Source organism: Sphingobium cupriresistens, assembly GCF_004152865.1.
In the GTDB taxonomy this organism is placed as follows: domain Bacteria; phylum Pseudomonadota; class Alphaproteobacteria; order Sphingomonadales; family Sphingomonadaceae; genus Sphingobium; species Sphingobium cupriresistens.
On the sequence record NZ_SEOO01000001.1, the window covers coordinates 146186 to 161902 of the forward strand.

Sequence of the window (15717 nt, forward strand, 5' to 3'; positions counted from 1 at the left end):
CTAGACCATATGGCTTACCAAAGCGTAACCATGGAACAGATGGATTCACCCGACTTCCCCGTTGCCGCATTCGACCGGCGGGCCTGGCCGATAGGCGGGCGGCTGGACTATTGGACCGCGCCCGATGGCTGGCCGATCCGTCGCTATCGGCTGGGTTCGGGCGCGCGCGGGCGGATGCTGGTGATGGGCGGCCGCGGCGACATGATCGAAAAATATCTGGAGGTCATCCATCACTGGGCGGCGCGCGGCTGGGCCGTGACCAGCTTCGACTGGCGCGGGCAGGGCGGATCGGGCCGACTGACCGACGATCCCCTATGCGGTCATATCGACGACTTTGCCAACTGGATCGTGGATCTGAACGCCTTGGCGGCCGACTGGCGCGCGGAAGGCGACGGGCCGACCGCGATGGTGGCGCACAGCATGGGCGGCCATATGCTGTTGCGCGCGCTGGCCGAAGGGATGCCGTCGCCCGACGCGGCGGCCGTGGTCGCGCCGATGCTGGGCGTCCATAGCGCGCCTTTGCCGCGCTGGCTGGCGGTGGCGATCGCCCGTTTCATGGTGGGGACGGGTCGGGGAGAATTGCCCGCCTGGACGCAGAAGGAGCAGTCGGAACGCCAGCGGCGAATGCGGCAGAAAAGACTGACGCATGATCCTGACCGCTATGCCGACGAAATCTGGTGGCGCGATCATAGCCGCGACATTGCGCTGGGTCCGCCGAGCTGGAACTGGGTGTTGCAGGCGCTGGACTCGACGCAGGCGCTGGCGCAAGGCGACGCCATCGCCCGCATCGCGACGCCGCTGTTGGTGCTGGCGACCAAGGCGGACCAGCTTGTGTCCACGCCCGCCATCGTCAAGGTCGCGAGCCGGATCGCGAGCGCCCGGCTGCATATTTATGGCCGGGAGGCGGCGCACGAGATATTGCGCGAGCTGGACCCGGTGCGCCTTGACGCGCTTCACCGGATCGACGCTTTTCTGGACGAGGCCGCGCGTTGAATAACCCGGATATCGTCATCATCGGCGGCGGCATGGCCGGGGCCAGCCTTGGCGCGCATCTGGCGGCCGACGCCCGCGTGCTGATTCTGGAGATGGAGGATCGGCCGGGTTATCACGCCACCGGCCGTTCGGTCGCCTTTTGGGAGGAGACTTATGGCGGGGCGGAGGTGCAGCCGCTGACCACGGCATCAGGGTCTTTCCTCGCCACGCCCGATGCCGATTTTCACGACGGCGGTTTCCTGTCGCCGCGGCGGACGCTCCATATCGGACGGGCAGGGGATGAAGCGCGGCGCGATGCGCTGCTCGCGCAATTTGCCGGCAAGGTCGATTTGCAGCTTGTCGATCCCGCGGCGCTGGTGCCGGGTTTGCGGCCGGATTGGACGCTGGGTGTGCTGGAGGCGAGTTGCCAGGATATCGACGTGGCGGCGCTCCATGCGGCCTATTTGCGCCGCTTCCGCCGATCGGGCGGCGAGATTCGGCTCGGCACGATGCTGGTTGCGGGTCGGGTCGACGGACATGGCTGGCGGATCGAGACGAGCGAGGGGACGATCCGGTGCCGCCTGCTGATCGATGCGGCGGGGGCATGGGCCGATGCGGTCGCGGTCGCCTGCGGCGTTGCCCCTATCGGCATCCAGCCTTTACGACGAACCGTGGCGCAACTGCGCGTGCCCACGATGCCCTCGGCCGATCTGCCGCTGGTCATGGACCTGTCCGAACGCTTCTACTTCAAGCCGGAAGGGCAGGGGCGGTTGTGGTTGACCCCGCATGACGAATCATGGTCGCCGCCCTGCGATGCCGCGCCGGAGGAACTTGCGGTGGCGGAGGCGATCGCCCGGTTCGAGGAAGCGGTCGATTGGCCGATCGCGGCGGTCGAACGGAAATGGGCGGGGCTGCGCAGCTTCGCGCCCGATCGCGCGCCTGTCTATGGCTTCGACCCCGACGTGCCGGGATTCTTCTGGTTCGCCGGGCAGGGCGGTTTCGGTATCCAGACCGCGCCTGCCGCGGCGTTGCTGGCGAGCGCGTTGATCCGGGGCGAAACGCCGCCCTTCGCCAGCCTTGATCCGGGCGCTTATTCGCCAGCCCGGTTTCGCTAACGCCTTCAACCGCGCATGGCGCGTCGGCTGGCCAGTCCCATCATCGCAAAACCGGCGAGCGCGGCGGCGACATTGGCCATTGCCGCGCCCCGCGTGCCGTAAAGCGGCAACAGCGCCGATTGCAGCCCCAGCAGCAGCAGGGTCGAAACGAAGGTGATGCGCAGCGACAGGCCGGCCCGGTCGGTCGCCATCAGCAACGGGCGATAGCTGACCCCCACCAGGTCGATGCAGGCCGCGATCCCCAGCAATAGCAGCAGCGGATAGGCGGGCACGAAATCCTTGCCCGCGATCAGCCCCAGCAGCGGATGGCCGATCGTCACGATCAGACCGATGATGACCGCGCCCGCCACCAGCGCCAGCCGGTTTGTGCGGCGGAACAGCGCGCCCAGCGCGTCCTTGCCATGCGTGTTGGTGCGGGACAGTTCGACGAAGATGCTGCGCGAGAGCAGGCTGGAAATCTTGGTCAGCGAATTGGCGAGCTGGTTGGCGAGGCGGTAGAGGCCCGCGCCCATCGGGCCGACGAAGCCGCCGACGATCAGCACCGCGACCTGCTGCCCGATGGAGGACAGGCTGGTCTGGAGATTGGTGGCGGTCAGGAAGCCGATGATGCCGGGATTTTCGCGGCGCGCGTCCAGCGCCCGGCCGGTGCGCCAATTACCGATCCGTCCGCGTCCGACCTTCAGCGCAAGATACCAGTAGCTTATGGCGCAGAGCAGTTCGGCAAAGGCCCAGGCGATCAGGAAGCCGCTGATGTCGGGCATGACCGCCAGCGCCACGCCTGCGCCGATCATCCGCCCGACGGGGATCATGGTTTCGGCGAAGGCGGCCGAATCGAACCGGTCGAACAGGCGCAATATGCCGGTCGGGCTGGATCGGATGGTGATCATCATCACCATGCAGAAGGCCCAGACCTGCCATCCCATGTCCGGCCCGCCCATCCCTGAATCCAGGCCCAGCAGATCGCCGAAGAGCAGGATGATGGCCGCGGCGATCAGGCCGCCGGCGACCGCCGAGGCAAGGTCGATCAGAATGCAGAAGCGCAGCACGCGGTTGAGGGCGTCGCCATTCCCGTCCGTCACATGCGGCTGGCCATAGCGCACGACGATCTGCCAGCTGTCGAAGCTCACCAGCGTCTTGATGACGTTGGCTGCGCTCAGCACAAGGGCGAAACGGCCGAAATCCGCGACGCCCAGCGTGCGGGTGACGATGGCGAGATAGGCGAGGCTCAACACCGCGCCCACGCCCTTGCCGCCCAGCAGCCAGCCGGTATTGGCCAGGATGCGGGCGAAACCGTCGCTTGTCTGCCCCGATCCGCGTTTGAACATCACCGACGACTGGTCCTTCATTTGCGCAGGAGCACGCCGCGCTTTAGGCGAGCGCAGGAACGAGTGCAAATGCCGCCTTTTTTTTGGCAAGATTGCCGACTAATGCCGCCCCCATGACGATCACCAAAGCCATCATCCTGTCCGCCGGCCAGGGTTCGCGCCTGCTTCCACTGACCCGCGACGTGCCCAAATGCATGATCGAGTTCAACGGTCGCACCCTCATCAGTTGGCAGATCGCCGCACTGGTCGCCAATGGCGTGACCGATATCGTCGTCGTCACCGGATTCCGTACCGAGCGGGTCGAGGATCATGCGCTGCAATTGTATCGCGAAACGGGCGCGCGCATCCGTTGCGTGTTCAATCCCTTCTTCCAGGTCGCCGATAATCTGGGCACCTGCTGGATCGTGCGGGAGGAGATGGACTGCGACTTCATCATCCTGAACGGCGACACCATCATATCGGACGAGATCGTCGCACGCCTGATCGCCGGGGCGCAGGACGCCATCACCGTCACCGTCGATATAAAGGCGGACGGTGATTATGACGATGACGACATGAAGGTGAACCGGGACGCAAGCGGCCGGTTGCATCATATCGGCAAGCGGCTGTTGCCGCCCGACACCAATGCCGAATCGATCGGTATGCTGGCCTTCACCGGCGAAGGCCCGGCGATTTTCCGCAACCAGATCGACCAGATGATGCGCACCCCCGAAGGCGTCGAACGCTGGTATCTGCGCGCCATCGACATCATCGCCAAGGGCAACCGCGTCGGCACCGCCTCGATCGAGGGGCTGGAGTGGCAGGAGGTCGATTTCCACCAAGATGTCGAGGCGGCCAAGGCGCTGACGGCGAAGTGGGTAGCGCAGGGGCGGTACGGAAAATAGGCGGCGCACCGGGCGAGAGGCAGAAGTTCACTCCGTTGTCGGGTGAAATCGGCCAATAGTGGCGGTGACGTAGGCGCGGAGCGCGTGTTAAGCCGGCATGGGGCCACGACGCCTGCGCGACTCGCACGCGACGCTGATGCGCCAGCGACGCGCCACCTGCGCAATCTGCGTGCATCCGCATTGGGCAGCCATCGCCCCTTAAGGCCCGCTATCCTCGCCCTCATCCAACTGCGTCGGCGCTATCCTCGGTGGTGGCGTGCCTGAAGGGGCGATCGGCAAACGTATTGGCCCGCCGCCGATATTCACCGTCATGCCGCCTTCGTCCACGCCCAGCCCGACATTGCCGATGCCGGTTTCCACCGTCACATTGGCGATGGCGTTGACCAGGTCGGCGTCCTGCGTCTCCTCCGGCGCGTCCTCGACCGGCTCGTTGATCGCGCCGCTCATGAAATTGCGCCAGATGCGCGCAGGCACGCCGCCGCCAGCCGCGCCGCCGGGCAGGGGGGCGTTGTCGTCATTGCCGATCCATACCGCGGTCACGAGGCCCCCGGCATAGCCGACGAAGATGGCGTCGCGGCTGTCCTGCGTCGTACCCGTTTTCCCGAACGTGCTGGTGCGCAGCGCCGCCGCGCTGCCGGTGCCGCGATTGGCGGCGGAGGAGAGGAGGTCGCGGATCATGTCGAGCTGATCCTGGCTGAATTGCCGCTGGCGCTGCATCAGCTTTTCGAACCAGCCCTGTTCCTCGGGCGGCAGGCCATGGGCGAGCACCGGATAGGCGCCGGCAGCGACCGCCGCATAGGCCTCGGCCAGTTCGACCAGCGGGATTTCCGATGTGCCGAGCGCGAGGCTGAGATCCTCGGTCAGCGGCGCCGTGACGCCCAGGTCGCGGGCGACCTTAATGACGTTGTCGACGCCAACCTTTTGCGTCAGGCGGACGGCCGCGACATTGCTCGATGCTGCGAACGCCTGGCGCAAGGTGATGCGGCCGCGATATTTGCCGCCATGATTGGCGGGGCGATAGGCGCCGGTGGTGATGGGCGTGTCGTCGATCATGTCGTCGGGCGTCATCCCGGCGCGGAAGGCGGCGAGATAGACGAACAGCTTGAATGTCGATCCCGGTTGACGCTTGGCCTGCACCGCGCGGTTGAAGCTGCTCTTGGCGTAATTTTTGCCGCCGACCATGGCGACGACGCTGCCGTCGGGCTTCATCGCCACCAAAGCGGCCTGCGCGCCGCCAAGGGGCGCGCGGCGGATGGCGGCTTCGGCAAGGCGCTGGATGCGCCAGTCGAGCGTGGTCTCGATCTTCTGTTCGCCATAGACGGCCCCGGCGCGGTCGCGCGCGTCGGCAAGCACCCAGTCGGCGAAATAGGTGCCGGTGGTGGCGTCGGGCGTGTCATGGACGTTGAGCCGGGCGGGGGGCAGGGCGTTGCGCTCCGCTTGGGCGAGATAGCCCGCATCGACCATCGCCTGCGTCACCAGCGCGGCGCGCGCGCGCGCGCCTTTCAGGTTGCTGGTAGGGGCGAGGCGGGAGGGCGCCTTCAGCAGCCCCGCCAGCATCGCGGCCTGCGGGATGGTCAGCCGTTCGGGCGCGCGGTTGAAATAATGGAGCGCCGCGGCGCGCAGGCCGTACACATTGTCGCCGAAATAGACGTTGGAGAGATATCTCTCCATGATCTGGTCCTTGGTCAGCCACGCTTCCAGCCAGAGTGCGATCAGCGCCTCGCGCGCCTTGCGGCCGAAGGTGCGGTCGCTGGACAGGAAGACGCCCTTGGCGAGTTGCTGGGTGATGGTGCTGCCGCCCTGCGACGATCCGTCCGACCAGAGATTATGCCACATCGCGCGGGCGATGCCGCGCGGATCAACGCCCCAATGGGTCATGAAGCGGCGATCCTCGATCGCCATGAACGCCTGCGGCACATGGGCGGGGAGTTCGGCCATCGTCACCGGACGGTCGATCACCGCGCCGCGCCGGGCGATCAGGTGGCCGTCCGCCGACGTCAGGCTGATGCTGGGCGGGGCGATGGGCTTGAGCGAGCGGGAGAGCGGTGCCGTGACCGCGAGCCAGGCGACCAGAATCATCAGCACGGCGAGGCTTGCGGCGATCACCCATCCGGTGATCTGAAGCCGGCGACGCCAGGGCGTGGGCCGCGCGAAGGCGCTGGGCGGACCCGCGCCGAACTCGCGCGGGGGTTGCGCGAAGGGATCGAGTGGGGCGGAATCGGGCATGTCTTGGGTCATACTGTGTTATTCATATCATACAGTCAAGCCTGTCCCGCACCGGGACAGCGCGAAATTAGCCGCGATCGGGACTGGTCCAAATGGTAAATTTCGCGTTAACCAATCATCATGCGAAACCGACCCCTCGTCCTCACCACCGAATCGGCCCGCCATCCCTTCCGCCAGCGGCTGCCCGCCCATGTGCTGCGCGTGGCGGACCATATGTCCGCGCGCAAAAAGCGCGTCAGCGACGACGACAGCGACTGGAAGCTTTTCGGCCTGAGCTTCGCGGCCTTCTTCACGGCCTTCTACAGCTTCATTTTCTGAACGTCCGACCGGGTGTCCGGTCAGTGGCATAGAGGGCCGTCGCAGGCCTTGTGCAGCTTCCACGCCATCGCCGCGCAGGGCAGCGTCAGGAAGGCGACCAGCAGCAGTTGCATCACCACCGATACGCCGGCGATGCTCAGGCCGATGGCGCAGAGCGATCCGACCACCATCGCGCCCGAATTGACGATATTATTGGCCGCCACTGTGCGCGCCGCTTCGCATTTTTCGACCGTCGTGGTCAGGAAGGCGTAGAGCGGAACCACGAACATGCCGCCGAAGGTCGCGACGCCGAGCAGGCAGAACGACAGGGGAATCGCCAGCGGATGGGCCAGGAAGCCGGTCAGCGAGAGCATTTGCCCGTCCGGCGAGGGCGTCCACAGGTCGCACACGATGTGAAAGGCGACGATGCACAGCCCCATGCCGATCACTGACGCGGGCGCATATTTGGCCGAGACATGGCCCTGCAACAGCCGGTTGATCGCCACGGAGCCGATCGCGATGCCGATCGAGAAGATGGCCAGGAACAGGCTGGCGACCGGCTTGTCGGCGGTCAGGACATTCTTCACCAGCGGCGGGAACTGGATGAACAGGATCGATCCGACCGCCCAGAACAGGCTGATCGCCATGATCGCTAGAAACAGGCGGCGGATATGCATCGTGCCACGCACCAGCGCGACGGACGAGCGGATGATGTGGAAGTCGATCGGCTGCTGTTCCAGCAGCGACGGCGCGGAAGGCACTTTGCGACCGGCGACATAGCCGATCAGCGCGGTGATGATAATGCCGATCGCGGCGATCTCCACCGGGATCAGGCCGGCCAGGATCGTGCCGGCCAGGATTGCGATATAGGTGCCCGCTTCGACCAGGCCGGTGCCGCCCAGCACTTCGTCGTCATGCAGATGCTGGGGCAGGATCGCATATTTGATCGGACCGAAGAAGGTCGAATGGATGCCCATGGCGAACAGCGCGATCAGCAGCAGCGGAATCGCCAGCGTGTGGACCGCAATGCCGCTCCAAATGAGGCCAAGGCCGATCGCGCCCACGCCCATGATGCCGATTTCGGCCGCCTTTACCCAACGGATGATGACCGCCTTGTCGCGCTGGTCGGCCAATTGGCCCGACAGCGCCGACAGCAGGAAGAAGGGCAGGATGAACAGGCCCGTGGCCAGCGCGCTGAACCAGGTTTCCGACTTCTCGTCATTATACACCTGATACACTACGAACAGGACCATCGCGTTCTTGAACAGATTGTCGTTGAACGCGCCGAGCAGTTGAGTGATGAAAAGCGGCAGAAAACGGCGCTTGTTCAAGAGCCTGAGAGAGGCTTGCATGGATAGGGGCGTCTTCTTTTCCGTGAGCGACCGGGGCGGGGTCTAGCGGTTGCCGACGTCTGTGTCCAATGGGTTGGGCATGGGCGTACAGCTTTGCTTGTATGCCGCGCCGGACTGTGGCAGTTCGCGGCGATGCTCACGCTGCCCAATTTGCTGACGCTTTCGCGGATCGTGACGGTGCCGTTGCTGGTCGCTCTGCTGTGGCCGGCCGAACAGGGCGCGCGTTGGACGACCGGCTATGCGCTGGCCTTCGCCCTCTATTGCCTGATGGGCGTGACCGATTATTTCGACGGCTACCTCGCCCGCGCGCAGGGCACGGTGTCGAAGCTGGGCGTGTTTCTGGACCCCATCGCCGACAAGATCATGGTGGGCGCGGTCATCCTGATGCTGGCCGCGACCCGCGACATAGCGGGCATCCATATCGCCGCCGCGATGATCATCCTGCTGCGCGAGATCGCGGTGTCGGGCCTGCGCGAATTTCTGGCCGGGCTGCAGGTGTCGGTGCCGGTGTCGCGCCTGGCGAAGTGGAAGACCACGTTTCAGATCATCGCGCTGGGTGCGCTGATTCTCGCCGGGGCGGTGCCTCATATCCCCTTCGTTCAGACGGTCGGCATATTCACCCTGTGGGCAGCGGCGATGCTGACGCTGGTCACCGGCTGGGACTATCTGCGCGTCGGCATCAAGCATATGGACTGACCGGCGATGGCGGAACTGACCATCGTCTATTTCGCCTGGGTGCGCGAAGTCATCGGCCGCGACGAGGAGCAAGTCGAGCGGCCCGCGCCGGATAGCAGCGTGGCCGATCTGATCGCGACGCTGGCCGCGCGGGGTGGTGGCTATGCGCAGGCTTTGGAAGATCCGACCCGGCTGCGCGCGGCGATCGACCAGCGTTTCGCGCCGCTGGACACGCCAATCGGCGATGCGCGCGAAGTGGCGCTGTTTCCCCCGGTGACGGGCGGATGAAGCGGATCGCCATCCAGACGGCGGATTTCGATGTGGCCGCCGAACTGGCCGCGCTGGAGGCGCTGGGCGGTGGCGGCGTGGCGAGCTTTACCGGAATAGTGCGCGGGGAGGAGGGCGGTCTGATTGCGCTGGAACTGGAACATTATCCGGCGATGACGCAGGCGCAGGTCGACCGGATCGTGGAGGAGGCGCTGGCCCGCTGGCCGCTGCTGGGCGTCAGCGTGATCCATCGTTTCGGGCGGCTGGAACCGGGCGCGCGCATCGTGTTCGTCGGCACGGCGTCGCGCCATCGCGCCGCTGCGCTGGAAAGCTGCGCCTTCCTGATCGATTGGATGAAGTCCGACGCGCCCTTCTGGAAGAAGGAGCATTTTGGCGACGGTGCGACTCAATGGGTCGAGGCGCGGGCCGAGGATGAGGCGAAGGCGCAGGGTTGGCGTAGCTGACAACCTCCGTTCGCTTCGAGCGACGTCGAAAAGGAATAGCCCTGTGCCAGCTTTTCTCAACTTCGCTCGAAACCAACGATTATTTGCAGTTAAGCCGCTTCGGGCAACCGGCAGTTCAGCGCCGCGGCGTCGCGCAAGATGCCGGCCAGCAGGTGAAATTCCTTTTCGCGCGGGCTGTTCTTGCGCCACACCAACGCGATGTCGCGCCAGGCGCGATCCGACTGCAACGGCCGCGCGACGATCCGAGTGTGTTCCAATATGCCGCTCGCGATAGCCATTTCGGGGATCATGGTCATGCCCAGGCCATTGTCGACCATCTGGATCAGAGTGTGCAGCGATGTGCCCATCATGGTCGCGCTGGCGCGCAGGTCCGGGCGGTTGCAGGCGGCCAGCGCATGGTCCTTCAGGCAATGGCCGTCCTCCAGCAGCAACAATTTGCTCTCGTCGATCATGTCGGGGCCGATCCATTCGGGCGGATCGCGTGGTTCGTCATGCGGGAAGGCGACATAGAGCCGGTCCTGGAACAGGATTTCGCTGTCCACCTCGCCCATGGTGAAGGGCAGCGCCATCAGCACGCAATCGACATGGCCGTGGCGTAGCGATTCGATCCCCGCCTGGGTCGTTTCCTCGCGCAGATAGAGTTTGAGGTCGGGCCGGTCGGCGCGCAGCCTGGGCAGCATCCGCGGCAGCAGGAAGGGCGCAATGGTCGGGATCACGCTCATCCGCAACTCGCCGGTCAGCGGCTTGCCCGACGCCTCGGCGATGGCGGCCAGCTCCTCCGCCTCGCGCAGCACGCGATGCGCCTTGACCACGATGCGATCGCCCAGGGCGGTGAAGCGCACCACCCGGCGGGTGCGTTCGACCAAGGTGACGCCGATCAGCGATTCCAGTTCGCGGATGCCCGCCGACAGGGTCGATTGGGTGACGAAGCAACTGTCGGCGGCCTTGCCGAAATGCCCCTGTTCCTTGAGCGCAACCAGATATTGCAGCTGTTTGAGCGTGGGCAGGTAACTGGACATTTATCGGATTCCTCGATCAGAAATCCGAATATAAGCGTTTTAGCCGATATATCCAAGATATTTGGCGACACCGAACAGCGATGTGATGGTCAGGATCACGCCGACGGCGGTGAAAATGATGCGGGGGGCGACCCGGCGCGCCAGCATCGCGCCGAAGGGCGCGGCGATGACGCCGCCGATCAGCAGGCCCAGCGTATAGGTGGTGAAGGCTTCCCAGCCCAGATGGAGGAGAAAGGTCAGGCTGATCGACAGGGTCAGGATGAATTCGACCGTATTGACCGTGCCGATCGTGTGCCGCGGGCTGGATCCCTGGAGCAGCAGGTTCGACGTCACGATCGGTCCCCAGCCGCCGCCGCCGCTGGCGTCCATGAAGCCGCCGATCAGGCCTAGCGGTCCGACCCATTTGGGATCGCGCGGCTTGGGCGGCAGATGGAAGCCGCGCCAGATGAGGTAAAAGCCAATCGCGGCGAGATAGGCCAGAACGAAAGGCTTGATCACCGCGCCGTCGATATTGGACAGAAAATAGGCGCCGCTGACGCCGCCGATCACGCCGGGAATGATGAGCCGGGCGAAGAGTTTCCAGTCGACATTGCGGTGCAGGATATGGCTGATCGCCGATACGCCGGTGGTGAAGGTTTCGGCGACATGGACGCTGGCGGAGGCGCGGCTGGGCGACACGCCCAGGGTCAGCAGCAGGGTGCTGGAAATGACGCCATAAGCCATGCCCAGCGCGCCGTCGATGATCTGCGCGCCGAATCCGACGAGGATGAAAGGCAGGATTTCGCCGAAATGGGCGATAAAAGTGTCGATCATCCGCTACCCCTCACTGGAATTGTCTACTTCCATGATTGGTATATCGCGTGCCGCCAAGCAAGTTTCTATTTGCAGCGAAAAAGCGCGGTTAGCGCGCCATCTGGAAAAGCCGGGCAATCCCTCTTATATAGGGTGTTCACAACAAGTCTAGGAACGGTCAGGGACGTCTGGATGGTGCGCAACCTCATTTCCTATCTGGATTCGATAAAATCCCGCGATCCGGCGCCGCGGTCCCGTGCGGAAATCCTGCTCTACCCCGGCGTCTGGTCGCTGGCCTTTCATCGGGTGGCCCATCGCCTCTATCGCGCGCGGCTCTTCTTCCTTGCGCGCGCGGTAAACCATCTGTCGCGGTTCCTGACCGGCAACGACATCCATCCGGGCGCGAAGATCGGCAAACGCTTCTTCATCGACCATGGCTTTACCGTGATCGGCGAGACGGCCGAGATCGGCGACGATGTGACGCTCTACCAGAATGTCACGCTGGGCGGCACCGATCCCGCAAACGGCATCGCCGGCAAGCGTCACCCTACGCTGAACGACGGCGTGATCGTGGGGTCGGGTGCGCAGGTGCTGGGACCGATCAATGTCGGCGCGCGGGCGCGGGTCGGCGCGAATGCGGTGGTGACCAAGGATGTCGCCGATGGCGCAACCATGGTCGGCATTCCGGCGCGGGCGATGCTGGTCGATGTAACCGCCTATCAGCGTGACTTCATGCCCTATGGCACGCCTTGTTCGGACTGTTTCGACCCGGAAAAGCAGAAGCTGGAAATGCTCCAGTGCGAGGTTGAGCAATTGCAGAAGCGTCTTGCCGAACTGATGGCGGAGCGCCAGAGGCCCGTGCTGGCCGATGATGACGATGCGCCGCTGTTCAAGGAGCGCGGCCGGGCCTGATGACCAATGTGACGCCGTTTCCCCATCAAGGAGCGGGGCCGAAGGACGGTCAGGTCGGGTTCGAGCGGCTGGAACTGCAACGGATCATGGATCTGTACGGCCGCATGGTGTCGGCGGGCCATTGGCGCGACTATGCGATGGATATGGGGCAGGAGGCGGCGATCTTCAGCGCCTTCCGCCGTTCCGCCGAACGCCCCGAATATCGGATCGAGAAGCGCCCGGCGCTGCGCCATCGGCAGGGCATGTGGGCGCTGGTAGGGGAAAGCGGCCAGATATTGAAGCGCGGCCAGGAGTTGCAAGGCGTGCTGGCACCGGTCGAACGCAAATTGCTGCGCATTGTCGAGGATTGACCATCACGCTGGCTGTCCCCCGCCGCCAAGCAGGGGACAGCCTTTGCCGTCACGCGACGGCGCGATCCAGATAGGGCAGGCGTTCCGAAAGGCGCGGCGGCAGGCCGCCCACAATCAGCGCGCGGGCATGGTGCCATAGCGCCGACAGCAGCAGCAGCGCCGACCCGATCACCAGAGCGGTGAGCGCCCAGGACATCTCCACCGCACCGGCCTGGCGAAACAGGCCGTAGAGGGCGAAGAGGACGTAGGCGAGGCTGGAGACGAGCAGCGCCCGCCGGTCGATCGCCAGCGCGACCAGGCCGAAGGCGACGTAGAGGGCGATCACCAGCGCGGCGCGCGCGGCGCTGATCTCGTCGCCGTTCATCACGCCCAGCAGGTGGAACAGCGAATGCGCGATCATCGGCGCAGCGGCCAGGTGCAGCCAGAAGGCGACATCGGACCGGCGCGTGGTGCGGGCGCGGTCGCTCATGTCCCACCACATGGCGAGCGCGAAGATGGCGAGGCCAGCGACCAGCAGAAGGGTGAAAGGCAGGGTCATGCTGCCGGGCATGGCGGCCATGACCAGGCTGACGCCCACGCCCGCGGCCGCCGCCGCGCCGACCGCTACGGTGATCGGCACCATGAAGCGCCGCCAATGCGCCCATGCCGCCAGCACGCCGGCGCCAGCCGCGACGCACAGGATCATCGAGGCGAGGCTGTCGCCCGCATCGGGAAACATCTGCGCGCCCAGGGCGCCGATAGCAAAGACGATGCCGCCAACGAAGCCGCCCAGCAAAAGGATGGAGGGCAGCGCCATATGCCGGCGCCGGGTGAAATATTCGGCCAGGCCCCAACTGACCGCCGCGACCAGCAGGCCGGCCATGAAGGCGGGATGATGGTCCGGCGCGCCGAATCGCAGGCCATTGCCGAGCCAGCCTACGGCCAGAAGCAACAGGACGCTGGCGATCGCGACGAAAATGTCGTTGAAGCCCGTCAGCAACCGGAAATGTTCTTCATCGACCATCGGCGAAGCGCGCCGCGCCGCCACATGATCGCGCAACGCTTGCGCCGCCTGCGCGGGCATCGCACCCGCCGCTACGGCATCCTGTAGATCGCTCTCGCTATACATCGTCCTGCTCCCGACTTCGTCTGGAAACGCCGTTATAACATTGCTGTATTAATACATCAATACAGTTGTTTTTGGCCTTTTTCCGCGGGTCGAGCGGTGTTAGCGCGGTGGCATAATAGAGGAGACGCCTGTTCCATGACCCTGCCGACATTGCTGGAAGGCCGCCTTGCGCTGCCGCTGATCGGGTCGCCGATGTTCATCATCTCGCAACCCGCCCTGGTCATGGCGCAATGCCGCGCAGGGATCGTCGGCGCCTTTCCCTCGCTCAATGCGCGGCCGTCGGGCATGTTCGAGGCGTGGTTGCAGCAGTTGCAGGCGGAACTGACCGACGCCGATGCGCCCTTCGCCGTCAACCTGATCGTCCATCGCAGCAATGCGCGGCTGGAGGAGGATCTGGCGCTGTGCGTCCAATATCGCGTGCCGCTGGTCATCACCTCGCTCGGTGCGCGCGAGGATGTGAATGCGGCGATTCACAGCTATGGCGGCATCGTCTTGCATGATGTCATCGACGACATGTTCGCGCGCAAGGCGATCGAGAAGGGCGCCGATGGCCTGATCGCGGTGGCGGCGGGGGCGGGCGGCCATGCCGGCACGCTGTCGCCCTTCGCGCTGATCCAGGAAATCCGCCAATGGTTCGACGGGCCGTTGGCGCTGTCGGGATCGATCGCCACCGGCCGCGCCATCGCCGCCGCGCGGATGATGGGCGCGGACCTCGCCTATATGGGATCGCCCTTCATCGCCACGGCGGAGGCCAATGCCGACCCCGCCTACAAGCAGATGATCGTCGACAGCCATGCAGCCGACATCGTCTATTCCGACGTGTTCACCGGCGTCCATGGCAATTATCTGCGCCCCAGCATCGTTGCTTCAGGGCTGGACCCCGACAGCCTGCCCAAGGCGAAGGACATGGATTTCGCGGCGATGACCGGTGGCGAGAAGAAGGCGTGGCGGGACGTCTGGGGTTGTGGCCAGGGCATCGGCGCAGTCGACAAGGTGCAGCCGACCGCCGATTTCGTCGCGGGGTTAAAGGCGGACTACCGTGCGGCTGTCGCCGGCTTCACCCTCTAGGAAGCCGCGAACCTCGCCGATGAAGCGGTCAAACTGGTCATGGTGCAGCCAGTGGCCGGCATCGGCGAACTCGACCAGCCGGGCGTCGCTGAAATGGAGGATGCGACCGTCCTTTTCCGGGTTGGATGCCCAGCTATCCTGGCCCAGGCACAGCAGGGTGGGACAACTGATCCGCTTCCAGAAGTCGGGCAGTTCCTCATCGGTGCCCGCTTGCGGCGCCATGCCCTTGAGATACGGATCGAATTTCCAGCCGTAGCTGCCGTCTTCATTGCGATTGACGCCGTGGCTGGTCAAGTGCAGCGCCTGTTCGACCGTCAGATGTTCGTTGCGTTCGCGCATCCGGCCGATCGCCGCCTCGATCGTGGGATAGCGGCGCGGCGTGCGACGGGCGCCAGCGCGGCGGGTGTCGATCCATTCGCGCCAGGCGTCGGGCGCCGACTCCTCGGCCTTTTCCTTCAGACGTTGCGGCGACAGGCCAAGTCCTTCGATCGCGACGAGCTTGCGTATTTTATATGGGAAAAGACCCGCATAGCGCAGGCTGATCGCGCCGCCGAGCGAATGGCCCACGATCGTCACGGGCGACCGGTCGAGCAGGTCGACCAGCTGCGCCAGGTCGTACACGAAATTGGCCATCATATAAGAGCCGTCGGGCGACCAGTCGCTGTCGCCATGGCCGCGCAGATCCGGGGCGATGACATGATAGTCCCGCGCCAGCGCCCGCGCCGTCCAGTCCCAGCTACGCGCATGGTCGAAACCGCCATGCACCAGGATCAGCGTCGGCGCTGACGGATTGCCCCAGTCGAGATAGTGTAGCCGAGTCCGCAAAGACGTGAAGAAATGCGAAGTCGGGGTCGGCGCGGTCAAGATGTCCATGCGATCCTGCGGGCTGGG

17 protein-coding genes are annotated in these 15717 nt (G+C 65.1%); 10 read left to right on the forward strand and 7 right to left on the reverse strand.

Annotation, left to right across the window (positions count from 1 at the left end; genetic code table 11):
- Nucleotides 1-30: 30 nt before the first annotated feature.
- Together EWH12_RS00695 and EWH12_RS00700 are read left to right on the forward strand one after the other, a co-directional pair.
- A complete protein-coding gene (locus EWH12_RS00695; RefSeq protein ID WP_242495913.1) occupies nt 31-993 on the forward strand; it encodes an alpha/beta fold hydrolase in 963 nt (320 codons plus the stop codon).
- Nucleotides 990-2087 carry an NAD(P)/FAD-dependent oxidoreductase gene (locus EWH12_RS00700; protein WP_066600922.1) on the forward strand — a complete coding sequence of 366 codons (1098 nt, stop codon included), beginning with the start codon at nt 990-992 and terminating at the stop codon, nt 2085-2087. The genes EWH12_RS00695 and EWH12_RS00700 overlap by 4 nt, the downstream gene beginning before the upstream one ends.
- Nucleotides 2088-2092: 5 nt before the next feature.
- Here EWH12_RS00700 and EWH12_RS00705 read toward each other — a convergent pair whose 3' ends face one another.
- Nucleotides 2093-3412: a lipopolysaccharide biosynthesis protein gene (locus EWH12_RS00705; protein WP_129925447.1), complete on the reverse strand. Its 1320-nt coding sequence runs from the start codon at nt 3410-3412 to the stop codon at nt 2093-2095.
- 113 nt (nt 3413-3525) lie between these two features.
- Between EWH12_RS00705 and EWH12_RS00710 the strand changes: the two genes are divergently transcribed.
- Nucleotides 3526-4296 (forward strand): phosphocholine cytidylyltransferase family protein, encoded by a 771-nt coding sequence (locus EWH12_RS00710; protein ID WP_066600924.1) that lies wholly within the window; start codon nt 3526-3528, stop codon nt 4294-4296.
- 198 nt (nt 4297-4494) lie between these two features.
- On the opposite strand, the gene EWH12_RS00715 is transcribed toward EWH12_RS00710, so the two are convergent.
- A complete protein-coding gene (locus EWH12_RS00715) occupies nt 4495-6522 on the reverse strand; it encodes a transglycosylase domain-containing protein (protein ID WP_422917704.1) in 2028 nt (675 codons plus the stop codon).
- 120 nt (nt 6523-6642) lie between these two features.
- On the opposite strand from EWH12_RS00715, the gene EWH12_RS00720 reads away from it, so the two are divergent.
- Nucleotides 6643-6840 carry a hypothetical protein gene (locus tag EWH12_RS00720; protein WP_066600926.1) on the forward strand — a complete coding sequence of 66 codons (198 nt, stop codon included), beginning with the start codon at nt 6643-6645 and terminating at the stop codon, nt 6838-6840.
- A 20-nt stretch (nt 6841-6860) separates the two neighbouring features.
- Here EWH12_RS00720 and EWH12_RS00725 read toward each other — a convergent pair whose 3' ends face one another.
- On the reverse strand, nt 6861-8171 hold the full coding sequence (locus EWH12_RS00725; RefSeq protein WP_066600928.1) for an MFS transporter: 1311 nt from the start codon (nt 8169-8171) through the stop codon (nt 6861-6863).
- 132 nt (nt 8172-8303) lie between these two features.
- Between EWH12_RS00725 and pgsA the strand changes: the two genes are divergently transcribed.
- Genes pgsA through EWH12_RS00740 form a run of 3 tightly spaced genes read left to right on the forward strand, consistent with a single transcriptional unit; the run spans nt 8304 to nt 9577 of the window.
- The gene (gene pgsA / locus EWH12_RS00730) at nt 8304-8867 is read left to right on the forward strand and encodes a CDP-diacylglycerol--glycerol-3-phosphate 3-phosphatidyltransferase (protein ID WP_066600929.1); all 564 of its coding nucleotides are present in this window, start codon (nt 8304-8306) and stop codon (nt 8865-8867) included.
- A 6-nt stretch (nt 8868-8873) separates the two neighbouring features.
- Nucleotides 8874-9134, forward strand: coding sequence for a MoaD/ThiS family protein (locus EWH12_RS00735; RefSeq protein WP_066600931.1), 261 nt, complete (start codon nt 8874-8876; stop codon nt 9132-9134).
- Complete coding sequence (locus EWH12_RS00740) at nt 9131-9577, forward strand: molybdenum cofactor biosynthesis protein MoaE (protein WP_066600933.1); 447 nt, start codon at nt 9131-9133, stop codon at nt 9575-9577. Before EWH12_RS00735 ends, EWH12_RS00740 begins: the two co-directional genes overlap by 4 nt.
- 89 nt (nt 9578-9666) lie before the next feature.
- On the opposite strand, the gene EWH12_RS00745 is transcribed toward EWH12_RS00740, so the two are convergent.
- Nucleotides 9667-10596 carry a hydrogen peroxide-inducible genes activator gene (locus EWH12_RS00745; protein WP_129925384.1) on the reverse strand — a complete coding sequence of 310 codons (930 nt, stop codon included), beginning with the start codon at nt 10594-10596 and terminating at the stop codon, nt 9667-9669.
- A 39-nt stretch (nt 10597-10635) separates the two neighbouring features.
- Entirely contained in the window at nt 10636-11409 is a 774-nt protein-coding gene (locus EWH12_RS00750; RefSeq protein WP_066600937.1) for a sulfite exporter TauE/SafE family protein, read from the reverse strand.
- Between the two features lie 171 nt (nt 11410-11580).
- Here EWH12_RS00750 and epsC point away from each other — a divergent pair, with 171 nt between their 5' ends.
- Entirely contained in the window at nt 11581-12300 is a 720-nt protein-coding gene (epsC, locus tag EWH12_RS00755) for a serine O-acetyltransferase EpsC (protein WP_129925385.1), read from the forward strand.
- Nucleotides 12300-12650, forward strand: coding sequence for a DUF2794 domain-containing protein (locus EWH12_RS00760; RefSeq protein ID WP_066600939.1), 351 nt, complete (start codon nt 12300-12302; stop codon nt 12648-12650). The genes epsC and EWH12_RS00760 overlap by 1 nt, the downstream gene beginning before the upstream one ends.
- 49 nt (nt 12651-12699) lie before the next feature.
- Here the strand turns inward: EWH12_RS00760 and EWH12_RS00765 are convergent, their stop codons facing one another.
- Nucleotides 12700-13758 (reverse strand): hypothetical protein, encoded by a 1059-nt coding sequence (locus EWH12_RS00765; RefSeq protein WP_129925386.1) that lies wholly within the window; start codon nt 13756-13758, stop codon nt 12700-12702.
- Nucleotides 13759-13893: 135 nt separating this feature from the next.
- Between EWH12_RS00765 and EWH12_RS00770 the strand changes: the two genes are divergently transcribed.
- Entirely contained in the window at nt 13894-14826 is a 933-nt protein-coding gene (locus EWH12_RS00770; protein WP_129925387.1) for an NAD(P)H-dependent flavin oxidoreductase, read from the forward strand.
- Here EWH12_RS00770 and EWH12_RS00775 read toward each other — a convergent pair.
- The gene (locus tag EWH12_RS00775) at nt 14782-15699 is read right to left on the reverse strand and encodes an alpha/beta fold hydrolase (RefSeq protein WP_129925388.1); all 918 of its coding nucleotides are present in this window, start codon (nt 15697-15699) and stop codon (nt 14782-14784) included. The genes EWH12_RS00770 and EWH12_RS00775 overlap by 45 nt on opposite strands.
- Between the last annotated feature and the right edge of the window lie 18 nt (nt 15700-15717).

What these genes read in the sequence shown, in the direction of transcription:
- EWH12_RS00740 (WP_066600933.1), top strand. Translation starts at nt 9,131, where the DNA reads ATGAAGCGGATCGCCATCCAGACGGCGGATTTCGATGTGGCCGCCGAA.
- epsC (WP_129925385.1), top strand. Translation starts at nt 11,581, where the DNA reads ATGGTGCGCAACCTCATTTCCTATCTGGATTCGATAAAATCCCGCGAT.
- EWH12_RS00720 (WP_066600926.1), top strand. Translation starts at nt 6,643, where the DNA reads ATGCGAAACCGACCCCTCGTCCTCACCACCGAATCGGCCCGCCATCCC.
- EWH12_RS00750 (WP_066600937.1), bottom strand. Translation starts at nt 11,409, where the DNA reads ATGATCGACACTTTTATCGCCCATTTCGGCGAAATCCTGCCTTTCATC.
- EWH12_RS00695 (WP_242495913.1), top strand. Translation starts at nt 31, where the DNA reads ATGGAACAGATGGATTCACCCGACTTCCCCGTTGCCGCATTCGACCGG.
- EWH12_RS00735 (WP_066600931.1), top strand. Translation starts at nt 8,874, where the DNA reads ATGGCGGAACTGACCATCGTCTATTTCGCCTGGGTGCGCGAAGTCATC.
- EWH12_RS00705 (WP_129925447.1), bottom strand. Translation starts at nt 3,412, where the DNA reads ATGTTCAAACGCGGATCGGGGCAGACAAGCGACGGTTTCGCCCGCATC.
- EWH12_RS00715 (WP_422917704.1), bottom strand. Translation starts at nt 6,522, where the DNA reads ATGCCCGATTCCGCCCCACTCGATCCCTTCGCGCAACCCCCGCGCGAG.
- EWH12_RS00770 (WP_129925387.1), top strand. Translation starts at nt 13,894, where the DNA reads ATGACCCTGCCGACATTGCTGGAAGGCCGCCTTGCGCTGCCGCTGATC.
- EWH12_RS00765 (WP_129925386.1), bottom strand. Translation starts at nt 13,758, where the DNA reads ATGTATAGCGAGAGCGATCTACAGGATGCCGTAGCGGCGGGTGCGATG.
- EWH12_RS00745 (WP_129925384.1), bottom strand. Translation starts at nt 10,596, where the DNA reads ATGTCCAGTTACCTGCCCACGCTCAAACAGCTGCAATATCTGGTTGCG.
- EWH12_RS00710 (WP_066600924.1), top strand. Translation starts at nt 3,526, where the DNA reads ATGACGATCACCAAAGCCATCATCCTGTCCGCCGGCCAGGGTTCGCGC.
- pgsA (WP_066600929.1), top strand. Translation starts at nt 8,304, where the DNA reads ATGCTCACGCTGCCCAATTTGCTGACGCTTTCGCGGATCGTGACGGTG.
- EWH12_RS00725 (WP_066600928.1), bottom strand. Translation starts at nt 8,171, where the DNA reads ATGCAAGCCTCTCTCAGGCTCTTGAACAAGCGCCGTTTTCTGCCGCTT.
- EWH12_RS00775 (WP_129925388.1), bottom strand. Translation starts at nt 15,699, where the DNA reads ATGGACATCTTGACCGCGCCGACCCCGACTTCGCATTTCTTCACGTCT.
- EWH12_RS00760 (WP_066600939.1), top strand. Translation starts at nt 12,300, where the DNA reads ATGACCAATGTGACGCCGTTTCCCCATCAAGGAGCGGGGCCGAAGGAC.